Origin of the sequence: Alteromonas aquimaris, from assembly GCF_026183695.1 — a bacterium.
Lineage (GTDB): Bacteria > Pseudomonadota > Gammaproteobacteria > Enterobacterales > Alteromonadaceae > Alteromonas > Alteromonas aquimaris.
This window is the reverse complement of the sequence record NZ_JAPFRD010000011.1, coordinates 629,698-652,606: the sequence shown is the minus strand read 5'-3', so window position 1 is coordinate 652,606 and position 22,909 is coordinate 629,698. Positions and strand designations below refer to the sequence as shown.

Sequence of the window (22,909 nt, the reverse complement as noted above, 5' to 3'; positions counted from 1 at the left end):
CGTAAACGGCTTATGAAACCATTGAGAATTGCGGTCACCCCTGGCGAACCAGCAGGAATTGGTCCCGATCTTATTATTGCATTAGCGCAGCAAGCCTGGCCCGCACAGCTTGTTATTTTTGCAAATGCCACTATGCTGCGCGAACGGGCCAGGCAGCTTGACCTACCCTTAACGCTTCTCCCTTATGACACTGATGATGTCACGCCGGCCGCAGCCGGTTCGCTTATAATTCACGACGTTCCCCTCGTAGGGACCGTCCAACCGGGTACATTAAATCCCGAGCATGGTCACTACGTGGTCGAAACTTTGCGTCTGGCCTGTGAAGCCAATATGCAGGGGCATTTTGATGCGGTGGTGACAGGACCGGTACATAAAGGCATTATTAACCAATCCGGCATCTCATTTAGTGGGCACACAGAATTTTTTGCTCACCAGTCGCACACGGCTGATGTCGTTATGATGCTCGCCACCACTGGGCTCAATGTAGCACTCGCGACGACCCATATACCCCTTGCCTATGTCTCTAAAGCAATTACCCGTGACCGTTTACACAATGTTATCCGCATTATTGACCACGACTTCAGGACGAAATTTGGTGTCCCGCGACCACACTTGTTTGTTTGCGGCCTAAACCCCCATGCTGGTGAAGATGGGCACTTGGGGCGGGAAGAGATTGATGTCATATCTCCGGCACTGGATGAGTTGAGGGAGCAAGGCATGTTGATAAGCGGCCCCTTGCCAGCGGATACGATTTTCCAACCTAAGTATCTCGAACAGGCCGATGTAGTACTTGCCATGTATCATGACCAAGGTCTGCCAGTCTTAAAATTTAAAGGATTTGGTGCATCGGTAAACATTACGCTAGGCTTACCTTTCATTCGCACTTCTGTAGACCATGGTACAGCGCTAGACTTAGCGGGTAGCGGAAAGGCAGATACAGGAAGTTTCCAACAAGCTTTAAGCAAAGCAATTGAATTAGCTAATCAGAAAAAATGAACAAAACACACTTAGGGCATACCGCCCGCAAACGATTCGGCCAGAACTTTCTGAATGATGAGCATGTCATTGGCGAAATTGTTGCCGCCATTGCTCCCAAAGAAGGTGAAAACTTAGTAGAAATAGGTCCCGGTTTAGGTGCACTCACCGAACCAGTGTGTGAAGAGGTTTCTGCGTTAACCGTAGTAGAGCTTGATCGCGATCTCGCCAAACGCTTACGTCACCACCCTTTTCATGCCAACAAATTGAATGTAGTGGAGCAAGATGCGCTGACACTGGATTTTGAAGCGCTCCTTTCCAGTCTCCCTGAGCCATCCGTGCCATTAAGAGTTTTCGGCAATTTACCCTATAACATTTCCACGCCGTTGATGTTTCACCTTTTTGATTTTGCGAATTGCATCGCCGATATGCATTTTATGCTGCAAAAGGAAGTCGTCAATCGTTTAGCAGCGGGGCCCGGCTCTAAAAGCTATGGGCGCTTATCGGTAATGGCGCAGTATTATTGCCAGGTGATGCCGGTATTAGAGGTTCCACCCCATGCATTTGTTCCTCCACCGAAAGTGGACTCCGCTATTGTGAGACTTATTCCTCACCGGACTCCACCAATATCAGTTAATTCGGTCAATATTCTTGAGAGAATTTGTGCACAGGCGTTTAACCAAAGAAGAAAAACCATCCGTAATAGTCTGAAGGACTCTGTGACTGAAGAAGAAATCCTGTCATTGGGACTGGACCCAACCGCCAGAGCCGAAACGCTTTCATTAGCGGACTTCGGTCAGCTAGCTAATTTCGTATACAACAAGGAGATGTAATGGACGATATCTCTCAGCCCACGGTCATTGTGAAGGTGCATGCGCATTATCTGCCGGATCACCCTGCCAGCGATGAGCAAAAATATGCATTCGCTTACCACGTCACCATCACTAATTTAAGTAACGAACCGGTTAAGTTATTAAATCGCTATTGGCTAATCTGTGATGCTGACGGCAAGTCAATGGAAGTAGAAGGCGCTGGGGTGGTGGGAAAACAACCGCTAATAAAACCCAGTGAACAATTTGAATACACCAGCGGAGCTATTATTGATTGTCCCGTCGGTAGTATGCAGGGTTATTATGAAATGCAACGGGAAGATAAATCATTATTCCGCGTACCGATTGATGTTTTTAGCCTTGCTGTGCCGAATATTCTCAATTGACAATACATCCATCCACTAAAGTAAAAATTAAAAGTTTACTCTAATTATGACGAGACAAAGTTTAATAGTGGGAGATATTCAGGGATGTTTGCCTGGCTTAAAAAAGTTACTCAGCGAAGCGGGTTTTAACCCCCATCGAGATCATCTTTATGCGGTAGGGGATCTTATAGGGCGAGGGCCTGACTCCCTCGGCACCGCGGAGTATTTAATGAGTTTGGGCGACCATTTTCACGCTGTACTTGGCAATCATGATCTGAATTTTCTAGCCGTATCACAAGGCCTGAAACAAGCCAGGAAAAGTGACAAACTTGGGCCGTTGCTGAATAGCCCAAAATTGCCCGCTATTGTAAATTGGTTTCGTCATTTTCCCTTAGCACACAGACTGGACCCCGATACCGTGTTGGTCCATGCCGGCTTATACCCATTCTGGTCAGTGGATGATCTTCTTAACCACAGTGACGAGATTAGTGAAATTTTGTGTAGCGAAGACTGGCGTTCACTGCTAAAGAATATGTATGGCTGCGAACCTCGCAAATGGTCCTCTGCTCTCTTTGGCGTAGAGCGACAACGATTTATCGTGAATGCGTGTACGCGAATGAGATATCTCAATGCGTCAAATCAGCTTGATTTTGAAAACAGCGGGCACCCTAGTGATGCGCCTGAGGAATTAACCCCATGGTTTAAGCTTAACAACCGCTCGCTCACCACGGAAAGAATAGTGTTTGGGCATTGGGCTGCATTAAACGGTCAAACTTCGTCTACTCAATATATTGGTTTAGACACGGGTTATGTTTGGGGCAAAAAAATGACAGCACTACGTCTGGAAACGGCCGAATTTATCGCGATAAATGCAGCGTAGGTATAGAAACCAGCAATAAATCTTAATTTGATATCAATAAAGATAACTTTTTTTATCCAGTCATTGGTAAAGTATGCCGTGGGAATGTCGATAAATTGTGTGGGAGTTTTCAAGTTCCATACCTAATTGTCAAAATAAGCGAACAGAAGTAGTGAAGTTTTCGTCTTTTTTTGTCAGAATTGAACTTAATTTAAGAAGCCCGTTGGCTATGAATGCCAACGAAGAATAGGCCACAGAGGGGTGTCGATGAAAGTTACTGTTGCAATGCGAATTATCGGTGGTTTTATTACCATGTGTTTGCTGTTGATCGTTATCAGCATATCTTCATTGTATAACCTCAACTCGGTTGGCTCTGCTACTGAAGAAGTCAACACGCTTGCTATTCCCACCCTGGATGGCAGTAACTCATTAAAGGCCAGTTTTTTAAATATGGGCAGAATCACCTTCGAAGCCTATATTGAAGAAAGTCTCGACAAACTTGAAGAGAAGTACCAGGCATACAGCCGGGGGAAAGAAGAGTTTGAGGAAGAATATGCCCAGTTAGCTACGGCCGTAGCAAATGATGAAGCGCTAAGAGCGACATTAACCAATGTAAAAGCGTCTTATGACAACTACGTTAGTAATGTTGAAACTATGTACGATAATCGTCGTGCCTTTATGACACTGCGAAATAGAATTACTGACAAAATGGGCGATGCCGAAGATGGCGCCGATGATGCTGCCACCTATATTTTGGACTTCAGCGATTTGGACTCCGTTCGCAACAGCGAAAACCTTTCAGCTGCTGCAGAAATCGGTAGTACTCTTGAAACATCTTTGCTGTCACTGTTAACCGCTACTACAGAATATATCAAAACTGACACGTTGATCAGAGCACAAACGCTGGGTAACGAAGTAAATCTTGTAGTCGACAATGTAAAAGAGCGCTTAAACACCATGAATGCCGCTGCGCAGGGTGAAGAGGCTGATGGTTCCTTAGCTGAGATTAACGATCTGGTGAACAATGCGCTTGATGCGGTAACCGGCTCTGATGGTGTACTGAAGCTTCATGTAGAACGTATCGAAAACAGAAACGCTTCAGAAGTGGCGTTGAACAAGTCTGATGAGAATATTCAACAGGCCGTGGTTGAATTAGCCAAATTGCTTTCGTTAGCAGAAGAAAAAGCCTCGGAGCTTGAAGAGCGGGTTAATTCAGAGGTAGCCAGGGGCAACATGTTTGTCATCATCGTAGTGCTTATAGCGCTAGCTATTGGTGCTGCCATTGGTTACTTTACGGTTATTGCGATTACGCGACCGCTTAACCGCGTTAATGAACTCTTGAACGTCGCCTCATCGGGCGATCTCACCCAGAAGCTTGATATCCGTTCAAAGGACGAATTTGGTCAACTGGCATTCAATATAAATAAACTCATCAGTAACTTAAAGGAACTGATCGCGGGTATTAATACGCGCGCTGAGCAGTTAGCGGCAGCGTCTGAGCAAACCTCAGCGGTTACCGCTCAAACCACCCATTCCATCCAGGACCAGAAGTCGCAGATTGCCCAAGTTGCCACTGCCACTACGGAAATGCATTCAACCTCACAACTGGTCATGCATAATGCCGAAGATACCTTAAATCAAATTCGCCATGCTGATGCAGAAGCAGAAAATGTACGTAAGATTTCGCTTGATAACCGCAATACTATCGAAATATTGGCCAAAGATGTTGAAGAAGCGGCAAACGTGATTAATAAGCTTCATCAAGATAGTGCCAGCATCGGGGGTATTCTGGATGTGATTAGAGGCGTTGCCGATCAAACTAACCTGCTTGCGCTTAATGCCGCCATTGAGGCTGCTCGTGCCGGTGAACAGGGTCGTGGCTTCGCGGTAGTTGCTGATGAAGTAAGAACATTGGCCAGCCGTACGCAGGAATCTACCCAGGAAATCAACTCCATGATTGAAGTATTGCAGGCGGGCGCTGAAAAAGCGGTGGCTGTAATGAACCAGGGTAAAGAACAAACGGCTGTGTGTGTTGAGCAAACGGAACGCGCAACCAAGGCATTGGATGTCATCTCTGACGCCGTGCATAAAGCTCATGATGTCAGTTCACAAATCGAGCAATCGGCACGCGAACAGAATACGGTTTCACAAGAGATCAGTGAGAAGCTGGAAACGATTGTCGGGATTGCGGAAGAAACTACTGCAGGCGCCCAGCAAACGTCAGATTCCAGCCACGAAGTTGCACGCCTTGCCGAGGAACTGCAACAGTCTATTCGCCAATTTAAAGTGTAAGCATTTAAACCGGGCAAAGTGGCATATACTACTTTGCCCAGATAGTTCGCCTTAACGGCCGTCGATTACAAACTTCTGACTTCCGGCGAACAAGCACATCTAACCTTTCATCCCAATTCTAGCATTTACATAGCCCTGCCAACTTTTGAATTAAACTGTGGTGAAAGCGATCACGTTTGACAAGCCATATCAGGAAAACGCAGGTTGGCTATAATGGAAGAAAATAGCGCAGCCAAGGGTGAGTAAAAGCCGCGCGTCATTTACGTATTTTATCGTTCCGTTTCAAACAGCGCCTGGTGAAGCACCTTCACAATTTCTGAACTGTCATTTTCATTGACAAGAAATGAAATGTTGTGAGGATTCGCCCCAAAACAGATCATGCGCAGATTAAAATCGGTAACCGCTGCGAAGATTTGACTGGATACACCTTTCGCTGAGTGCATATGGTTACCCACCACAGTGACCAGGTCGAAACCTTCTTCCACTTTTACTTCACAGATTGTTTCCAGCTCAGCGATAGTTTCTTTGTTAAGCCGATGGGCCACCGAATTGGCCGGATTATCCAGTGTGAAGGACACCGCAATTTCAGACGTGGTGACCAGGTCTACGCTTAACTTGTGTTTTGCAATGATCGCAAACACCTGTTGTAGAAAGCCTTGGGCATACATCATTTTAGGTGTTTTAACCGTTACCATCACCTGCTCTTTGCGGCGGGTAATTGCTCTGAATGACGGCTCCTGTTGGCAATCTTTCACCAACCAGGTGCCACCTTTCTCAGGTTCTTTACTGGATCCGACGAAAACTCGCACATTTTTACGTAAAGCGGGTTCCATTGTTGCCGGATGGAGTACTTTGGCACCGAAGGTAGCCATTTCGGCCGCTTCTTCAAAGCTTAATTCTGGTAAAGGTCTGGCGGCCGCAGTGATGCGCGGATCAGTAGTGAAGACGCCGTTAACATCGGTCCATATTTCACAGATTTCAGCGCGCATTCCTTCTGCCAGTAAAGCCGCGGTAAAATCGGATCCACCCCGTCCTAAGGTGGTCGTTCTGCCCTTTTCATCTGCACCAATAAAGCCTTGGGTGACGACGATAGCATTATCTAATTCAGGACGAAGATACGCTTCTGCTTGCTCAGCAATTTTCTCCAGGTTGGGTGCGGCTTGGCCAAATTCGCTATCCGTTCTTAGTACTTTTCTTACATCAAAATTAATCGCATGCTTGCCTTGCTCTAATAACACTTCGGCAAACAATAAAGACGACATACGTTCACCAAGCGACAATAATTGATCTTTTAGATCGTCTCGCTTCAAAATCTCTTCATGGAAAGCTAGCATGCGTAATTCTGCCAATAAGTCATCCAGCTTGGGTTGAATAGACACCGCGTTGGGTAACTTTTCCAGGATAGTCAGTTCTATTTTAGTGATTGCCGCACAAACCTCTTCGATTTGCTGCTGAGTCAAAGGTGTATGAGCGAGCTGAACCAAGTAATTGGTGACGCCTGCAGCCGCACTTACGACCACAATTCGAGTAGATAAATTGTTGGTGACGATACGTGCACAATTTTGCATTGCCTCGTAATTAGCCACACTGGTTCCACCAAATTTCGCTATGGTTAATGCTTTTGACACCACTTTCTCCTATATGCGTGCACGCTATTGTGCGCCTGAAATATCAATCTTAATCGTGTCGCCTACTTTGACATTATGTTGCTTAAACCATCCCTGATTCATTTCCAGTGAATAAGCGACCTTCTTAGATGACATGGTTGTATTTAAATCATGAGGCTGCATTGCTTTTATATCGGTGATCACCCCTTCTTCATCGATAAACGCCACATCCAGAGGAATGTAAGTGTTTTTCATCCACATTCCCACCTTTCGATGAGGGGTAAAATAAAATAACATCCCGCAATCTTCACATAAGGATTTTCTAAACATCAACCCTTGCGCGCGCTGCGCTGGCGAATGCGCATATTCTACTGCAAACCTTTCGCCGAAAATTATCACTGTGGCGGTATCAAACTGAACATTGTCAGCACCGACCTGTGGGATCCCCACCGCCAGCATTGCCACTAGCACAATAGCGAAAAATGACCGTTTTTCCATATTATTCTTTCTCATTTTATCGAATACCTCAGCATAGTATTTTCCAGTGCAGTCGAAAGAAAAAAGCCATTGCCGCTCGCACTGTTTTGTAAGTGCACCCATTTAACCCGGGCGTTAGGAATGTCATCCTGCGAGCATCATGTGGCAGCGCCCAACAGAGTCCAAGTTAGCGATACACATCGGTTTTTTGCTTTCCAATATCGGACTTTGCATTAAAGCAGACTTACGCCGCGCAACACCGTTGCAATTTTTAATGGTGCAACTGGCTTAAGACTTTGTGAAGTGCCTGTCCGAATTCTGATTTCTACTTACTATATAGCCTATCAATTTAATAAGCGTAGCATCATCCCCGGCTGATATAAAAAGAGCCGGTACCCTAAGGCCCGGCTCTTTAAATGTGTTGTTGCGCTACGTTATAGGGCTAGTTACGCAACATTCAGGGTGGGAATGATCCTCGCTTTGGCATCATCTTCGGCTTTCTTAAAGCTTTCAATTTTGTCAAAGTTCAGATAACGATACACCTCACCCGCCATCGAATCGATTTTACTCGCATATTCCATGTACTCTTCAGCCGTTGGGATACGACCAACAATTGCACCCACTGCAGCTAATTCAGCTGATGTGAGGTAAACATTGGCTCCGTCACCTAAACGGTTAGGGAAGTTACGCGTGGAAGTTGACAATACCGTGGTGCCTGCGTCTACTCGCGCCTGGTTACCCATGCATAATGAACAGCCCGGCATTTCGGTGCGTACGCCAACACGGCCATATATGTTGTAATAGCCTTCCTCCATCAACTGTGCTTTATCCATCTTAGTAGGAGGAGAAATCCACAGACGCGTTGGTAAGGTTTTGTTAAATTGCTCTAACAATTTACCCGCTGCACGGAAGTGTCCAATGTTAGTCATACACGAACCGATAAACACTTCATCAACCTTATCACCTGCTACTTCTGACAGAGTTTTCGCATCATCTGGATCATTCGGACAACATACGATAGGTTCTTTTATGTCAGCAAGGTCAATTTCAATGACTTCTGCATATTCTGCATCCGCGTCAGCACGCATCAGTTCAGGTTTTGCTAACCACTCTTCCATCTTTTGCGCTCGACGTTCAAGGGTACGTGGATCACCGTAACCTTCGTTGATCATCCAGCGTAGCATGGTGATGTTCGATCTTAAGTACTCAGCGATAGACTCTTCAGACAAGTTAATGGTACAACCGGCTGCAGAGCGCTCAGCAGACGCGTCTGATAATTCGAATGCCTGTTCAACAGTTAAGTGTTCAAGACCTTCGATTTCAAGTACACGGCCAGAGAAGGCGTTAATTTTACCTTTCTTCTCGACAGTCAATAAACCTTGTTTAATGCCATACAGCGGAATGGCGTGGACCAGGTCACGTAAGGTAATGCCCGGTTGCATTTTACCTTTAAAGCGAACCAGGATGGATTCTGGCATATCCAATGGCATAACACCCGTAGCGGCTGCAAAAGCCACCAGACCCGAACCTGCCGGGAATGAGATACCTAATGGGAAGCGCGTATGCGAATCACCACCTGTGCCAACGGTGTCAGGAAGCAACATCCGGTTTAGCCAGCTGTGAATAATACCGTCCCCAGGACGCAGCGAGACACCGCCACGATTCATAATAAAATCGGGTAGTGTGTGCTGAGTTTCAATATCCACCGGCTTAGGATAGGCTGCGGTGTGACAGAAAGACTGCATCGTCAAGTCAGCGGTAAAGCCAAGACAGGCGAGATCTTTCAACTCATCACGTGTCATTGGTCCTGTGGTATCCTGAGAACCCACTGTGGTCATCTTAGGTTCACAGTAAGTGCCAGGGCGAATGCCTTCGACCCCACACGCTTTCCCTACCATTTTCTGGGCCAGGGTAAAGCCTTTACCTGTGTCTTTGGGTTGCTCAGGCTTACGGAATAAATCTGTGGGACCCAGACCTAATGTTTCGCGCGCCTTATCCGTCAGGCCTCGTCCGATGATCAGATTAATCCGGCCACCCGCGCGAACTTCATCCAGAATAACTTTTGATTTGTAACTATACTCAGCTAATACTTCACCCGTCTCATGGTTAGTAATTTTGCCTTCGTAGGGGTAAATGTCGATCACATCGCCCATTTCCATTTTTTCTACGTCTGCTTCAAATACTAAAGCACCCGCATCTTCCATGGTGTTGAAGAAAATTGGCGCAACTTTGCTACCAATACACACACCACCGCCACGCTTGTTAGGCACACCTGGTAAGTCTTCACCAAAGAACCATAAAACTGAGTTCGTCGCAGATTTACGCGATGAACCTGTCCCTACAACATCACCCACAAAGGCAACGGGGTGGCCTTTAGATTTAATGTCTTCAATTTGCTTCATCGGCCCCTTAACGCCATGCTCTTCTGGCTCGAGTCCATCGCGAGTCATCTTGTATGCGGCCAACGCATGCAGTGGGATGTCAGGGCGTGACCATGCATCGGGAGCCGGCGACAAATCGTCAGTATTGGTTTCACCGGTTACTTTAAACACGGTGTAGGTCATTTTGTCGTCCATCTTCTTGCGTGAAGTGAACCACTCAGCTTCTGCCCATGACTTTATTACGTCAGTAGCATGTTCGTTACCGGCTTTATGCTTTTCTTCCACATCATGATACGCATCAAACATGAGCAACGTATGTTTAAGCTCTTTCGCTACCAATGGTGCTAGCTCTTTGTCATCCAACAGTTCAACCATAGTGGCAATGTTATAACCACCGTGCATGTTGCCTAACAGTTCGATCGCTTTTTCTTTGCTTATCAGTGGGCAGCTATCTTCACCTTTAGCGATAGCACTTAAGAAACCAGCTTTAACGTACGCGGCTTCATCCACACCTGGAGGAACGCGCTCGGAAAGAAGGGTTAATAAAGTTTCTTCTTCTCCGGCGGGAGGGTTTTTCAACAACTCAACTAAACCTGCGACCTGTTCTGCATTCAATGGTTTAGGAGGGATCCCCTCAGCAGCACGTTCTTCAACGTGTTTGCGATAATCTTCTAACACGATATCTTCCTCATGGTTAATCCTGTGTAAATGTCGGTCTTGCTACAGGAATTCAATAAAACGGCGGAATTATAACGGGTTATCCGCCAAAGTTAAATTTGAATCCATTTAATGCGCTTTATAGCCGCTATTCAGCGTATGTATCGCTTACTTATTAATCACTTTTACGGTTGCGCCGCTGAATTTTCAGCAGCTGGGCGTTGGCACCATCCGTTAAAATGACGATAGCCCCTTTATTGTCAATCTTTACATCTCGCAGGCGTTGTTTAAGCTGCGGAAATATTTTAGTAGAGGTAGGTGGTTGAGCCTCTAAATCTACCGCATATAAAGATTGATCCTTTAGGGTGGTAACCAGCATTTTTCCCTCTAATTCAGCAAACTGCTCTCCTCGGTAAAGTGCCATGCCGGACGGGGCAATAGAAGGTGTCCAATTAACGGCGGGTTGCTCCATCCCAGGATAGGTTTCGAAAGGCGAAATTCGTGCACCTGAATAATCCTTACCATAGGTAGTGACAGGCCACCCATAGTTTTTTCCTTTGGTTAAAATATTAATTTCGTCCCCCCCATCAGGGCCATGTTCATGCGAAACAATATTCCCCGTCCGCTCATCATAAATCAGTGCCTGAGGATTTCTATGACCCAACGTGAACACCAGCGGTGATGTGGAAAAAGGGGGATCCTGCGGAGCAGAGCCGTCTTCTCTAAAATGCAGCACTTTACCCAGCAAACTGTCTTTGACTTGTGCCTGTTCTCGATAGTCAAATCCGTCACCAGAGGTCACCAGCCAGGTTCCATCAGGCAGTGCCAGCAACCTGCCCCCATAATGCACAGGCGTATCTTTGTCTGGCGTCACCTTAAGAATAATTTTAAGATCAGAGAGGGTGTCATTGATAAATTTTGCGCGCGCCACGACTAGCCGATTGGCATCTTTATTACCCTGGCTATAGGTAAGTAACACCGTGCCTGATAACGCGTAGTCCTGCGCTAAAGCAAAGTCCAGTAATCCCCCTTGGCTTTCAGCAAATAAGCCGGGCAAATTCAAATCAATTTTTGTTTGCTTTTCCCCCTCAGCGCTAACTTTTACTAACTGCCCTCCTCGCAGCGTGATCAGCCATCCTTCATCGGGCAGCTGAACCATCGACCAGGGGCGGTGAAGTTTATCTGCAATCGGGCTAATGTGTACGACGCCATCTGCAGAGGCTTGCATTCCGCTAAACATGCTGGCAAGCAGCAAAAATATTTGCATTGATCTGGTCACTTCGCTAAATCGTCTCATTCGTCCCTTCTTAAAAACTTGTGATTACCCAAACACCGTGGAATGATAGAACAATTATCGCTTGGTAAACTTGATATGGCTAATTCTATTCAGTTTCTTAAAGCCTGGCTCATTGGCTCCACCGTAGCGTTTGTTCTTGCTTCAATAATGCATACGCAAATGGTGTTAATTGGCTTACTCGACATTGATGTGAAGATAAGTGTAGCCAACTGGTTAAGCACGTCGTTTCAGGATATATGGGGGCTGTTACCCACGTATGCGCCTGTTATTGCGTTTGCCCTGTTTATCGCCATGCTTGTGGTGGTGCTTTTTGCAAAGTTTATTATAGCCCCAAAACTGCTTGCCTTTATTGGTGGCGCTACCGCTGTTTTGACTGTACTCATTACCATGCAACCCATCTTGGATGTGACCTTGATTGCCGGGGCCAGGGAGCCGTTAGGGTTTGCCCTGCAATGCTTGTCGGGGGCGATAGGTGGCTTAACCTTCGCGAAGCTATTTTATAAAGGTTCGCAAAGACGTAGCGGGTAAGAAACCACAGCCTGAGCAGTTTATCCGCACAAAACCACCTATGCTGGATGCCTTCGATTCAGTAAGCTGACGACTTTTTGCTTCGTTGGTGGCCCTTCCCTGAGTTATTTTAAGTGTAAAGGCCGGGGATGCTGCGTTGACGCCGTATTTCACTACGGTTGAAAGTGATTGCATAAGCCCCTTTTTCAACAACGCTTTATCAAGGGGTTTTCACTGTCCTCAGTTTGCACGCTGATGCTTTTTTATTTGCCTCAGTATTGACGGAAATAAAAACGGGGCTTTTCAGCCCCGTTTACGTCATATCAAGCGCGTTTATTTTTAGAACTTGTACGATGCTTTAGCGTACACAAAACGTCCTTGACCACTGTGTACCGTATTCACATAACCAAAGAAGTCATGATGGCTGTACGGAGGTTCTTCGTTAAACAGGTTGGTGGCACCTAGTGTTAACGTAGTGTTCTCAATACCCGTGAAGTTAAGCGTGGCGTCAACGGTTACAAATGAATCTACCGTTTTATCACCAAAGCCTGCATCTGCACTGCCATCAAATTCACCAATGTAGTTAAGCGCAACCGCCGCAGACCACACATCCATCATCCAATCGGCTGACAAGGTGTAGCGCAGTTCAGGTTGCTCGAACTCACCTTCCTGCAAGAACAGGCGTTTGCCACCTGTCGCATTGGGACGAAATTCTTCGTACTTAAGCACATAGTTCATGACGTAGCCAAAGCGGAAATCGCCGGCTCCGGTTTTCAGTAAATAACCTACATCTAAATCAAGACCTGAGGTTTCCAGATCACCTAAGTTCTGGAACGAATCAAAGATTCGTACAACCTCACCAGGATCACCACTGATGCCAGTCGGAATACGTTGTACAACAGACGGGTCGGTACCGAATGTGCTGAACACAAACTGGGTATCCGAGGTGATAATGTTTTCAATATCGTACGAGTAGTAATCCAGTGAGAAATCAAGATCGTCTGTGATTTCGTAGATAAACCCGAAGTTATAACTGGTCGATTCTTCTGGTCCTAAATCCGGGTTACCTTCAAACACGGCGGTGTATTCCATCGGATCACATGCCAGGCCAACCGCACTACAACGTACAGTATCAACCAGGTTTGGCGACTCGTCGGTACGGCCTAGACCAATCTGGTGTAAGGAGGGGGCACGGAATGCCGTACCATAAGAACCACGTACCGATAAATTATCCAAAGGTGTCCATAAGAACGACACTTTAGGATCGGTAGTAGTACCAAAATCACTGTAATCTTCGTGTCTTACCGCAAGCTGAACTTCTAACTCATCCAGAACTGGGATAGCTAACTCTGCGAAAACAGAAGTTGAATCCCGCTGACCATTTGCTTGCGTGGCTTCGGTACCGAACACTTCACCGCGAAGGAACTGATCGTCCGGGTTGTCAGAGATTTTCTCTTCGCGATATTCGCCGCCAACCGCCAGCATTAAGTCACCGCTGCCCATTTGCATAAGCGGACCAGAGAAAACCACGTCGAACGATTTATTAGTAGATTTACCCACACGGGTTGTCTGGGTTTCGATGAAATCCAGTGCAGCTTGTGAGTTGGCAGAAGGTTCAAACGGGTTCCATAAACCTGAATCAATCGCTTCCTGGGTTCGACGTGAATTAGGGAAACCATCTGCACCACGTTCAACCGATTCACTCTTAATGTAACTGTATGCAGCTTCCCAGTTCCATGCCCCCAGCTCACCTTCCAGACCTAAAATCGTGCGATAGTAGTCAGTATCCACACGCTTTTCACGATTACCAATATCTACCGTACGACGACGCATGGTTAGGTCTTGCTGATAAAACGGATGGCTTGGCATATCAGCGAAGGGATGGTTGGGATTATCGCCATCCATAAACAACTCGTTAAAGCTGGGGCTACCCGCGCCACGGATAATAGATTTTGAATTTTGTCCGTTTAACTCTACGAATGCTTGAAGATCGTGCGCAATTTCATATTTACCCATGTAATTAAAACTGAAACGCTCAGAGTCTGGGAACATGGTCATCACTGGTGCATAATCGTATCGACACAATGCATTCGCTGGATCACGATCTGCTGGCGGGCAGGTGTCGTTACCGAAGGTATCAATGATACGGTTGGTGGGGTCTGCGCGTAGTGCAATAGTTCCGGGAATACCTGACGAACTACGGAAGTCTACTGCATCTGGGTCGTTTGGACGCAATGCTGCCTGATTCGCTGAGCGAGAATAGTCACGATCGCCATATAAGATTTCTTCGCGGTCAAAATAATCCAGGATGAACGTGTGACTAGCTCGATCAGACTGTGATCCCCAAACCAGGCTGACATTCTGCTCTTCGCCGCCACCATCTGCAGTGTCACCGTACTTGGCAGAGACTTCTACGCCTTCAAAATCATCCTTTAAAATAACGTTGATTACGCCAGCAATTGCATCGGAACCATAAGTTGCTGACGCGCCGTCTTTCAAAATTTCCACACGTTTAATCGCCGATATCGGGATATTGTTGATATCAACGAAGGCGGTATCTATACCCTTAGCAAAAGGTGACACCGATACGCGGCGACCGTTTACCAAGATGAGAGTAGAATCGGCACCTAACCCGCGAAGTGACACACTGGAACCACCATTAGCCGTGTCATCACTGCTGTTACCTTGGGTCGAAAATGTACCCTGGCCGGAGATAGGCATTTTCGCAAATAAACCGATTAAATCTGTGACACCCGTGTTGGCAATTTCGCTCGCATCAATGGAAGTGATAGGCGATGGCCCTTCCATATCAGTACGCTTAATCATTGAGCCGGTAACACGGATCTTTTCAATATTTTCTTCTTCCTGAGCGAAAGCTGAAGAAGTGCCTAAAGCAAGATTAACCGCAACTGCACATAATCCTAACTGCACATATTTGTTGTTTTTCATATCGTTTCCCTAAGATTTCCCCAATTTTTTATCGGGTGGTTCTAGTTTCTTGGCACCACTGGCACTGCGTGGCTTAATTTTTTATAACATACAAAAGTCTAATAATCTCGTTTCGTTAAATTTATTTTTGTCGTCAATGGGATAAAGCGAACTGTAGACAAATGAATGGTAAGATAATGTCAGTATTATATGAGCGTAGGGCGAGACCAACTTCATCGCAATATGCCATTTGTTACAAAGCATGTGTAACCCCCCTGAGCAATGATATGCGCTCAGGAGGCGCGTGAACTTTTTCTATTTTTGACAAGCCAATTTTGTGAAGGTTGGCAGGCTAATCCAAACATAGGGGGGAGCCGTGCAGAATTTGAAAACGTCGCCCCAAAGCGAGATAGCGGAATCCCCCTACGCTGCTTTCAATAAGCTTGAATGAGACGGACACTTCTGTACTTCTTACACTAAACCGCTTTAGTGTGTTATCTGGTTAGAGATAGAGGCAGGTAGCTAGTCAATACGGATTACTCGTATCATCAACACTACCAGGGCACCCGCTAATTTGTCAGAGCAGTTCATGATTTGTTGTTCTCAGCTATAATTTCTTCAGCTAGTCTGAAAGAGAATTCACTTCCCTGACCGAGTTTACTTTTTATCTCTAATTTACTGTTATGGTGGCTGAGCACATGCTTCACGATTGACAAGCCGAGACCAGAGCCACCGGTACTACGTGAGCGGCCTTTATCAACCCGATAAAATCGTTCGGTGAGGCGCGAAATATGCGCCTGCTCTATGCCACACCCGTTATCGACTACGGAGAATTTCACGCCATTGTGGACACGTTTCCAGTAGACATCTATGGCACCATTGGCTGGCGTGTAATGAATGGCATTGAATATAAGGTTTGAACAGGCACTTCGCAGTTCGGTTTCAATCCCATACACCCGAAGATCAGGCTCTATATGAAAGCGAATAGTATGACCTTTTTCCTTATTCAAGGTTTGCGCTTCGGTCTCAATCTGGCGGAGCACTTCAGGCATATTGACAACACGCTCGTAAATTCGCTCTGCGCTCGCTTCGATGCGCGACAGTACCAACAGATCTTCAACTAAGTTTTTCATCCGCTTAGACTGCGCTTCCATCTCCGTAACGGCTTTGCTCACCATCGGGTCGGTCGTGTCCACCCCTGTCATTAATTCAAGATAGCCACTAATCACAGTAAGCGGTGTGCGTAATTCATGGGAGACGTTGGCGACAAAGTCTTTTCGCATTGCTTCAAGCTGCGATAAACGCGTGACATCGCGTACAATTAACAAAAGGTGCTCCTCGCCATAAGGCATGATGCGATATTCAAGGATCTTATTTGGATTTACCGGCGAAGGTACTTCTATGGGCAAGGTAAAATCGCGCGCGTGAAAATAACTATTAAATTTGGGATGTCGAATAAGATTATTCAATCTTTGTCCTGCATCCCCGGGCCATTTAAAGCCTAATTCAATTCGAGCCAGCCGGTTGCACCAGATTATTGCGCCCACTTTATCGATCACCACCGCCGCATCTGGGAGTGCCTCGGCCCCCTCTCGAAAACGGTTGACCAGCGCACCTAGCTCTTTTCGCTTATTTCTATTTCTGCGCTGTAAAAAGTAAATGCCTTCGTAAATTCGCTCCCAAACGCCTTTAACCGCAGGAGGGCTCATTTTTTTGCTGTGCCACAGCCAGTGATTTAGCCGAAAAAGTTGCCAATAATGGTAAAATAATAGCGCAAGAATCCCTAAACACATGGTGAGGGCAAATTTATCAAGAACCAGACCTACTAGGGCAAACAGCGCTAAATAGACAAACAGGGTACCGGCTATACGAAGCCAGGAAAAAGGATAATACATAAAAATTACAGCACAGTTGCTAAATTTTAGACAAGCTATGCTAGCGTGTCAGCTCACGCACGCATAGCACCTGTTTAATTTTTTGTTGAAAAGCGATAGCCCGCCCCGCGTACGGTTTGAATCATTTTCGCGTGATCGTGTTTTGATAAAGCTTTACGCAATCGGCGGATATGCACATCCACAGTACGATCTTCTACGTATACATTGGTACCCCAAACATTGTCCAGGAGCAATTCACGGGTGTACACCCGCTCGGGATGAGTCATAAAAAAATGGAGTAATTTAAATTCTGTCGGTCCAATATCTACTTGTTCTGCGTGCGCGGTAACACGGTGCGAGATTGGGTCTAATTTTAAACCATTAAATTCGATAGGGTCTTCGTTCGTGGTGGGTTTGGCTCTGCGCATGACAGCTTTAATACGGGCCACTAATTCTTTGGGCGAAAAAGGTTTGGTGACATAATCATCGGCCCCCGCCTCCAGGCCGCGGACTTTGTCCTCTTCTTCACCCTTTGCGGTGAGCATAATGACCGGAATGTCACGCGTATATTCGTGTTGCTTAAGGCTTTTCGCAAGCTGAACACCACTACCGCCTGGTAGCATCCAATCTAACAGGATGAGATCGGGATAGGGTTCGCAAATCTTACGCTGCGCGTCATCTATGTCTTCCGCTTCCACCGTATCAAATCCAGACTGCTCTAAAACAAATTTTAGCATTTCCCGGATCGGCGCTTCATCTTCCACTAATAAAACCGTTCGAGGCATAGGGGGTTCCTGCTTTTAATTGAATCGACGCTATTATTAATGTGGACTATTACACTTTTATTAAAATGATTACATAAATGTGACCAGTTACCATTATTAATAGTGAGAAAATTTATATAAATACCTATTTTAGGCCCTAAGTGCATAAGTTTATTCAAAAAGAAGCGTTAAAATTATCACTTTTGTTTTTCAGCGTCGTGTTTAATTAGCTGACAACGTCACAAAAAGTGCGGCCAATTCTTTCATCAGCTTGTGTCTTAACCAAATAACGCATATTCTTGGCATTATATGTGAAATCATGGTGATAGAAGGTTAAGTATAGATGACGACCGTGAAGACAGGTTTGTCGAGAAAGTTATTAACTCGCGTTCTTTCGGTGTATTTTGTACTGACTCTCATTGTCACGATAGGCCAGATTTTCACAGAATATTTAAGCACCAAAAGTCACATCGAAGGTGAGCTTCGTACTCTGAAGAATACCTTTTCTACCTCTCTAACCCGCGCCATTTGGGAATTGAACACCCCACAGGCAATTTCTATCGCTGAAGGTTTGATGGAACTCCCTATCGTTGAGGGAGTGCAAATTCGGGATGAAAACGGCGACTATATTGCTGATTTGGGTTTAACCATTGAGCAACCGCGTGAGCCTGTTGAAACGGGGATTATGAAAGATCACAGTGGGGGGGTATTTGGTTATAGCTTTCCACTTATCTTTGAATTTTCAGGAAGAGCGTCGAATGTCGGCGACGTCACGCTGTATTCCAGTTTTGACATCATCTTTGGACGTATCGAAGTAGGCGTATTTTTCTTAATTGGCAACGCCATCGTCAAAACCGCCTTTTTGGTATTCCTCTTCATGACGGCTTTCAGACGTATGTTATCCGAACCCTTATCTGAAATTACCAATCAGATGAGCGCGTTTGATCCAGAGCATCCGCAAGATTCGAAAATTGATGTCAGTATTGAAGACGACAACGAATTACTTCAACTTCAGCAGTCCTACAATCAGGTTATAGACGACCTTATCGCTTCTCAACATAAGTTACATAGCGCCCAAAAAGAATTAACCCTCGCGAATAAAAAGCTGGATGATCAAAACCTGATTTTAGAGCAGGAAGTCGCTAAAAAAACCGCTTCGCTTTCTCAGATCATGCTGGACTTAGAGCAACAAAAAGATGAACTGATTACCAATCAACGGGAGTTACGACAAGAAAACGAGAACAGGCGGTATATTGAAGATGAGTTACGCAAGCGCAATGAGGAACTGGCACAATCCAATAATTCGTTAAAGTTAGCCACGGACCAACTCGTTGAGTCAGAACGTATGGCTTCCCTGGGTGGGTTGGTTGCGGGCATTGCTCACGATGTGAATACACCGTTGGGCGTGAGTGTGACGGCAGCGAGCTTTCTTACTGAACGACTACAATTTGTAAAACAGGCGTTTGAAGACAAAAGTTTGACCAATAAATCGATGGCATCCTTTGTCGATGAAGCCGAGCAGACCACCAAGCTCTTATTGACGAATCTAAACAGAGCCTCAGAACTGGTGGCGAGTTTCAAGCAGGTTGCGGTGGATCAGACCAGCGAAGCCGAGCGCGTGTTTAACCTGAATAATTATCTGCATGAAATTTTACAATCGTTACAGCCTACCTTTCGCAAGGGCGATTTCAGGGTGGATATCAGTTGTCCTGATGATTTACACATCCGTTGCGCACCGGGTGTTATTGCACAAATCACCACCAACATGATCATGAATTCGATAGTGCACGGGTTTGAAAATGAAAACAGTGGTCATATCGTGCTAAATGTCGAAAAAGAAGGCGACGATGTTCTTATTAATTATGCTGATGATGGCCGCGGTATGGACGTTGAAAGTCTGGACCGACTATTCGATGCATTTTTTACCACTAAACAGGGTAAAGGAGGCAGCGGTTTAGGTACGCACATTATGTATAACCTTGTTACACAAACACTTAAAGGCCAGATAGAAGCAGAAAGCGAACCAGGGAATGGTTTACGATACAGCATTCGTTTTCCCGCTAACCTTGATGACTAATCACAGATATTATCCACCTGGCATTGCCTGATACCTCAGAGGTTGGTACGCTTGCCGCCCTCAAAGATTCAGGTAATAAAAAGTTATGTGGTTTAAAAATATTAAGGCGTATCAAATCACCCAGCCTATGTCACTCAGTGATGATGACGTGCAGCAGGCATTAACTGAAAACGCATTTCGTCCCTGTGGCAATCAGGAAACCGCCACCATGGGTTTCTCTTCACCCTTTGAACAGACTGGTCAGGGTTCAATGATGTTCCACAATGTAGGAGAACGTTACTGGATCACTGTTAAAAAGCAGGAAAAGTTATTACCCTCGTCAGTGGTTAACGAAGAGTTGGCAAGTAAAGTGGCACAAATTGAACAAGAGACAGGTTCGCCGGTTGGAAAAAAAGCACAGCAGGATATTAAACAGGAAATCATCCATAAACTTTTGCCGCAAGCCTTTACAAAAAACAGCTTCATTCATGGGTTTATCTCGCTTCCCGAAAACCTTGTAATTATTGATGCTTCTGCCGATGGCAAAGCAGAAGGCTATCTTGCGCTGATCAGAAAAGCGCTGGGATCGCTACCAGTAGTGCCCCTAGCTCGCAGCAGCCTGCAATCAGAATTGACGCATTGGTTAACTGACGGCACCCCCGAAGGTATTTCACTACTTGAAGAAGCCGAGTTTAAATCCACCGATGATTTGGAAAGTGTAATTCGATGCAAAAACCAGCCCTTAGATAGTGATGAAATCAAAATGCATCTGGATGCTGGTAAATTGGTGCAAAAGGTAGGCTTTGAGTATCAGGATACCTTGACCGCAGTAATCGCTGAGGATGGCTCATTTAAACGAGTCAAGTTTACTGATCGCATTAAAGAGGAAACCGACGACATACCAAAAGATCAAGTCGCTGCGCGGTTAGATGCGGAATTTGCATTGATGTCGGCTGAGCTGGCACAGTTTGTATCTTATATGCGGGACAAGCTTAACCTTCAAGCTGATTAACTCCAAAATGCATTGATGTGTGTCAACTCAGTGTAAGTAGAGGAGCAACACAGCAACGCGATTCGGTTTTTCATTTCAGAATGAAGCGGTGCCAACTGGGCCACCGCTTCTTCTCTCTCACTGACACAGTCCCTGACTTTCAGCCGTATCCAGGGGCCATGCACCATTTACTGCGGTTACGCAAAAGGTGGCATTTACATTACCCGACAGTGCATTAGTGGTTTCAAAAGTCACCACACCATTCGAGTCTGTATTAGCACTCACTGACTCGCTCCAATCCCCGCCAAACTGACCCGAGACCACTGCGTTTGTGGCTGGAGCGCCGGTATTGTCGTTTACGGTAACCGTTGCTTGCGCCTTTTTCGTTCCTTTACCCGCCCCCACTACGGAAGTAGAAACGCTATTAACGACTAAAGCGGTTGGGTTTGTTTCAGGCCCAGTGGTAGCTGTATATAGACTGAAATTGTCAAGATAGTATGTACTTCCATCGTTAGAATTAGGCGCAATCAACAGTACAATATCGGAGACGTCTGTATCTGCAGTGCCACCATCAATTCTATCCTCCAGGGTAAACTTTAATCGCTGCCATCCAGCCACGGCTTCTGTGTGAGCAATATATTTTGAATGTCTGCCGGTGGGATAGTTATCAGGGGTGGCCCGTGAGCCATCTTCCAATTGGACCAATATTTCCTGTTTAGAAGCACTAGGCATGTACACATCTAAGTAAAACGCATTCGAACCTGCGATAAGCTCGGCTGCACTGGCAATCGCGGAAGTGTTGCCAGCAATAACATCATATAGAGAGGCGCTATTTCTCACATATTCCAATACAGTTGGAGAACTGTTCACTGCATCGGCTGCCGGGTTTGCTACTTCAGTATATTGCCCATCCCAATAAGTGATCGCCAACGCACCATTGGTATCGAAATTTTCCAGTACGGTCGTTTCAACAAGTTCCGGCAACACGTGTACATTCATCGAAACAGTGCTCTGACCACAACTATTGGAAATGTTAGCGCTTACAATCCCACCCTGATCTTGCCAATTAACCACAAGAGAATTAGTGGTAGAAGATTGCCCTGTTGGCGCACTCCAATTGTAGTTACTGTTAGTTCCGGCTTCGTCGATAACGCGATAGGTTGCCGTACTATTAGGTTCAACGATATGTGGTCCGGTGAGGGAGGGTTGGCCAAAATCGTACACTCTGACGTAATCTACCTCCATCTTTTGAGGCAATTGACTATCATCTACTACGCCCCCGATACTGCCCCCCACGGCCATGTTCAATAAAAAATGATAAGAATAGTTTTCGAATGTCCAGTACGAGGGATCACTAAGGTCATTAGGTGTTTTTACAGAATACAGAATATCATCCACATACCAGCGAATCTCGTTTGGCTCCCACTCTACGGCATATTCGTGAAATCCATCTGACCAGCGATCAGGTTGCTTTATAATCCTTCCACTCGTCCACTCATTATTCGGATAAGGCTGGCCGTAATGAATCGTACCAAAGGCAATCATATCGGCCTGGCCGGTGGCTTCCAGAATGTCAATTTCACCACTCACTGGCCAACCCACATCCGGATTAGTGGGCAGCATCCAAAATGCGGGCCACATGCCGGTCCCCTTGGGTAACTTGATACTGGCTTCGAAACGACCATGGGTCCACTCTCCCCCATTAGGCATATTTGCTGTGCGTATCCGACCAGAGGTGTACTGACTGCCCCGCACTCGCTGCTTTTTAGCCGTAATCGTCAATTTGCCGTTGCTTACTGTTACATTTTCAGCTTGATAGCTTTGTAACTCGTTATTCCCCCAGCCACATATTCCGTAGCTGCAACCATCGCCTAGCATGATTTCCCACTTGCTGGTATCAAGGGAGTTTCCCTCGAATTCGTCTTGCCAGATTGGAACGGGATTTTGACACGTTGCTGCCACTGCTACCGTCGACGTTAATCCACCAACGACACCTAGCATTGCCATCGTCGCCCGCTGATGTTTATTTTTCATAGTAAACCCTCTTCG

16 protein-coding genes are annotated in these 22,909 nt (G+C 45.9%); 8 read left to right on the top strand and 8 right to left on the bottom strand.

The features are described from left to right. Window positions 1–12 precede the first annotated feature (12 nt). The 5 genes from pdxA (at window position 13) to OPS25_RS12995 (ending at window position 5,321) form a co-directional block, all read left to right on the top strand. Window positions 13–996 (top strand): 4-hydroxythreonine-4-phosphate dehydrogenase PdxA, encoded by a 984-nt coding sequence (gene pdxA / locus OPS25_RS13015; protein WP_265618190.1) that lies wholly within the window; start codon window positions 13–15, stop codon window positions 994–996. Then, a complete protein-coding gene (gene rsmA / locus OPS25_RS13010) occupies window positions 993–1,808 on the top strand; it encodes a 16S rRNA (adenine(1518)-N(6)/adenine(1519)-N(6))-dimethyltransferase RsmA (protein WP_265618189.1) in 816 nt (271 codons plus the stop codon). The genes pdxA and rsmA overlap by 4 nt, the downstream gene beginning before the upstream one ends. Further along, window positions 1,808–2,191, top strand: coding sequence for a Co2+/Mg2+ efflux protein ApaG (apaG, locus tag OPS25_RS13005; RefSeq protein ID WP_265618188.1), 384 nt, complete (start codon window positions 1,808–1,810; stop codon window positions 2,189–2,191). Before rsmA ends, apaG begins: the two co-directional genes overlap by 1 nt. Window positions 2,192–2,237: 46 nt before the next feature. Continuing rightward, entirely contained in the window at window positions 2,238–3,050 is an 813-nt protein-coding gene (locus OPS25_RS13000; protein ID WP_265618187.1) for a symmetrical bis(5'-nucleosyl)-tetraphosphatase, read from the top strand. A gap of 246 nt (window positions 3,051–3,296) precedes the next feature. Then, the gene (locus OPS25_RS12995) at window positions 3,297–5,321 is read left to right on the top strand and encodes a HAMP domain-containing methyl-accepting chemotaxis protein (RefSeq protein ID WP_265618185.1); all 2,025 of its coding nucleotides are present in this window, start codon (window positions 3,297–3,299) and stop codon (window positions 5,319–5,321) included. A 269-nt stretch (window positions 5,322–5,590) separates the two neighbouring features. Here the strand turns inward: OPS25_RS12995 and lysC are convergent, their stop codons facing one another. The 4 genes from lysC to OPS25_RS12975 form a co-directional block, all read right to left on the bottom strand. Continuing rightward, the gene (gene lysC / locus OPS25_RS12990; protein ID WP_265618184.1) at window positions 5,591–6,949 is read right to left on the bottom strand and encodes a lysine-sensitive aspartokinase 3; all 1,359 of its coding nucleotides are present in this window, start codon (window positions 6,947–6,949) and stop codon (window positions 5,591–5,593) included. 24 nt (window positions 6,950–6,973) lie between these two features. Next, window positions 6,974–7,441 (bottom strand): DUF192 domain-containing protein, encoded by a 468-nt coding sequence (locus OPS25_RS12985; protein WP_407080237.1) that lies wholly within the window; start codon window positions 7,439–7,441, stop codon window positions 6,974–6,976. A 410-nt stretch (window positions 7,442–7,851) separates the two neighbouring features. Then, window positions 7,852–10,464, bottom strand: coding sequence for a bifunctional aconitate hydratase 2/2-methylisocitrate dehydratase (gene acnB, locus OPS25_RS12980; RefSeq protein WP_265618182.1), 2,613 nt, complete (start codon window positions 10,462–10,464; stop codon window positions 7,852–7,854). Window positions 10,465–10,618: 154 nt separating this feature from the next. After that, window positions 10,619–11,740, bottom strand: a complete 1,122-nt coding sequence (locus OPS25_RS12975; RefSeq protein ID WP_265618181.1) for a PQQ-dependent sugar dehydrogenase — start codon at window positions 11,738–11,740, stop codon at window positions 10,619–10,621. A 75-nt stretch (window positions 11,741–11,815) separates the two neighbouring features. On the opposite strand from OPS25_RS12975, the gene OPS25_RS12970 reads away from it, so the two are divergent. Next, window positions 11,816–12,268, top strand: coding sequence for a hypothetical protein (locus OPS25_RS12970; RefSeq protein ID WP_265618180.1), 453 nt, complete (start codon window positions 11,816–11,818; stop codon window positions 12,266–12,268). A gap of 318 nt (window positions 12,269–12,586) precedes the next feature. Here OPS25_RS12970 and OPS25_RS12965 read toward each other — a convergent pair whose 3' ends face one another. The 3 genes from OPS25_RS12965 to phoB all read right to left on the bottom strand — a co-directional run bounded on the left by OPS25_RS12965 (window position 12,587) and on the right by phoB (window position 17,834). Next, window positions 12,587–15,196 (bottom strand): TonB-dependent receptor plug domain-containing protein, encoded by a 2,610-nt coding sequence (locus tag OPS25_RS12965; RefSeq protein ID WP_265618179.1) that lies wholly within the window; start codon window positions 15,194–15,196, stop codon window positions 12,587–12,589. 566 nt (window positions 15,197–15,762) lie between these two features. Beyond that, entirely contained in the window at window positions 15,763–17,070 is a 1,308-nt protein-coding gene (gene phoR, locus OPS25_RS12960; protein ID WP_265618177.1) for a phosphate regulon sensor histidine kinase PhoR, read from the bottom strand. Between the two features lie 74 nt (window positions 17,071–17,144). Next, complete coding sequence (gene phoB / locus OPS25_RS12955) at window positions 17,145–17,834, bottom strand: phosphate regulon transcriptional regulator PhoB (protein ID WP_265618176.1); 690 nt, start codon at window positions 17,832–17,834, stop codon at window positions 17,145–17,147. Window positions 17,835–18,156: 322 nt separating this feature from the next. Between phoB and OPS25_RS12950 the strand changes: the two genes are divergently transcribed. Next, entirely contained in the window at window positions 18,157–19,890 is a 1,734-nt protein-coding gene (locus tag OPS25_RS12950; protein WP_265618175.1) for a sensor histidine kinase, read from the top strand. Window positions 19,891–19,975: 85 nt separating this feature from the next. Beyond that, window positions 19,976–20,881, top strand: a complete 906-nt coding sequence (gene rdgC / locus OPS25_RS12945) for a recombination-associated protein RdgC (protein ID WP_265618174.1) — start codon at window positions 19,976–19,978, stop codon at window positions 20,879–20,881. A 117-nt stretch (window positions 20,882–20,998) separates the two neighbouring features. On the opposite strand, the gene OPS25_RS12940 is transcribed toward rdgC, so the two are convergent. Then, entirely contained in the window at window positions 20,999–22,894 is a 1,896-nt protein-coding gene (locus OPS25_RS12940) for a family 16 glycosylhydrolase (RefSeq protein ID WP_265618169.1), read from the bottom strand. Window positions 22,895–22,909 lie beyond the last annotated feature (15 nt).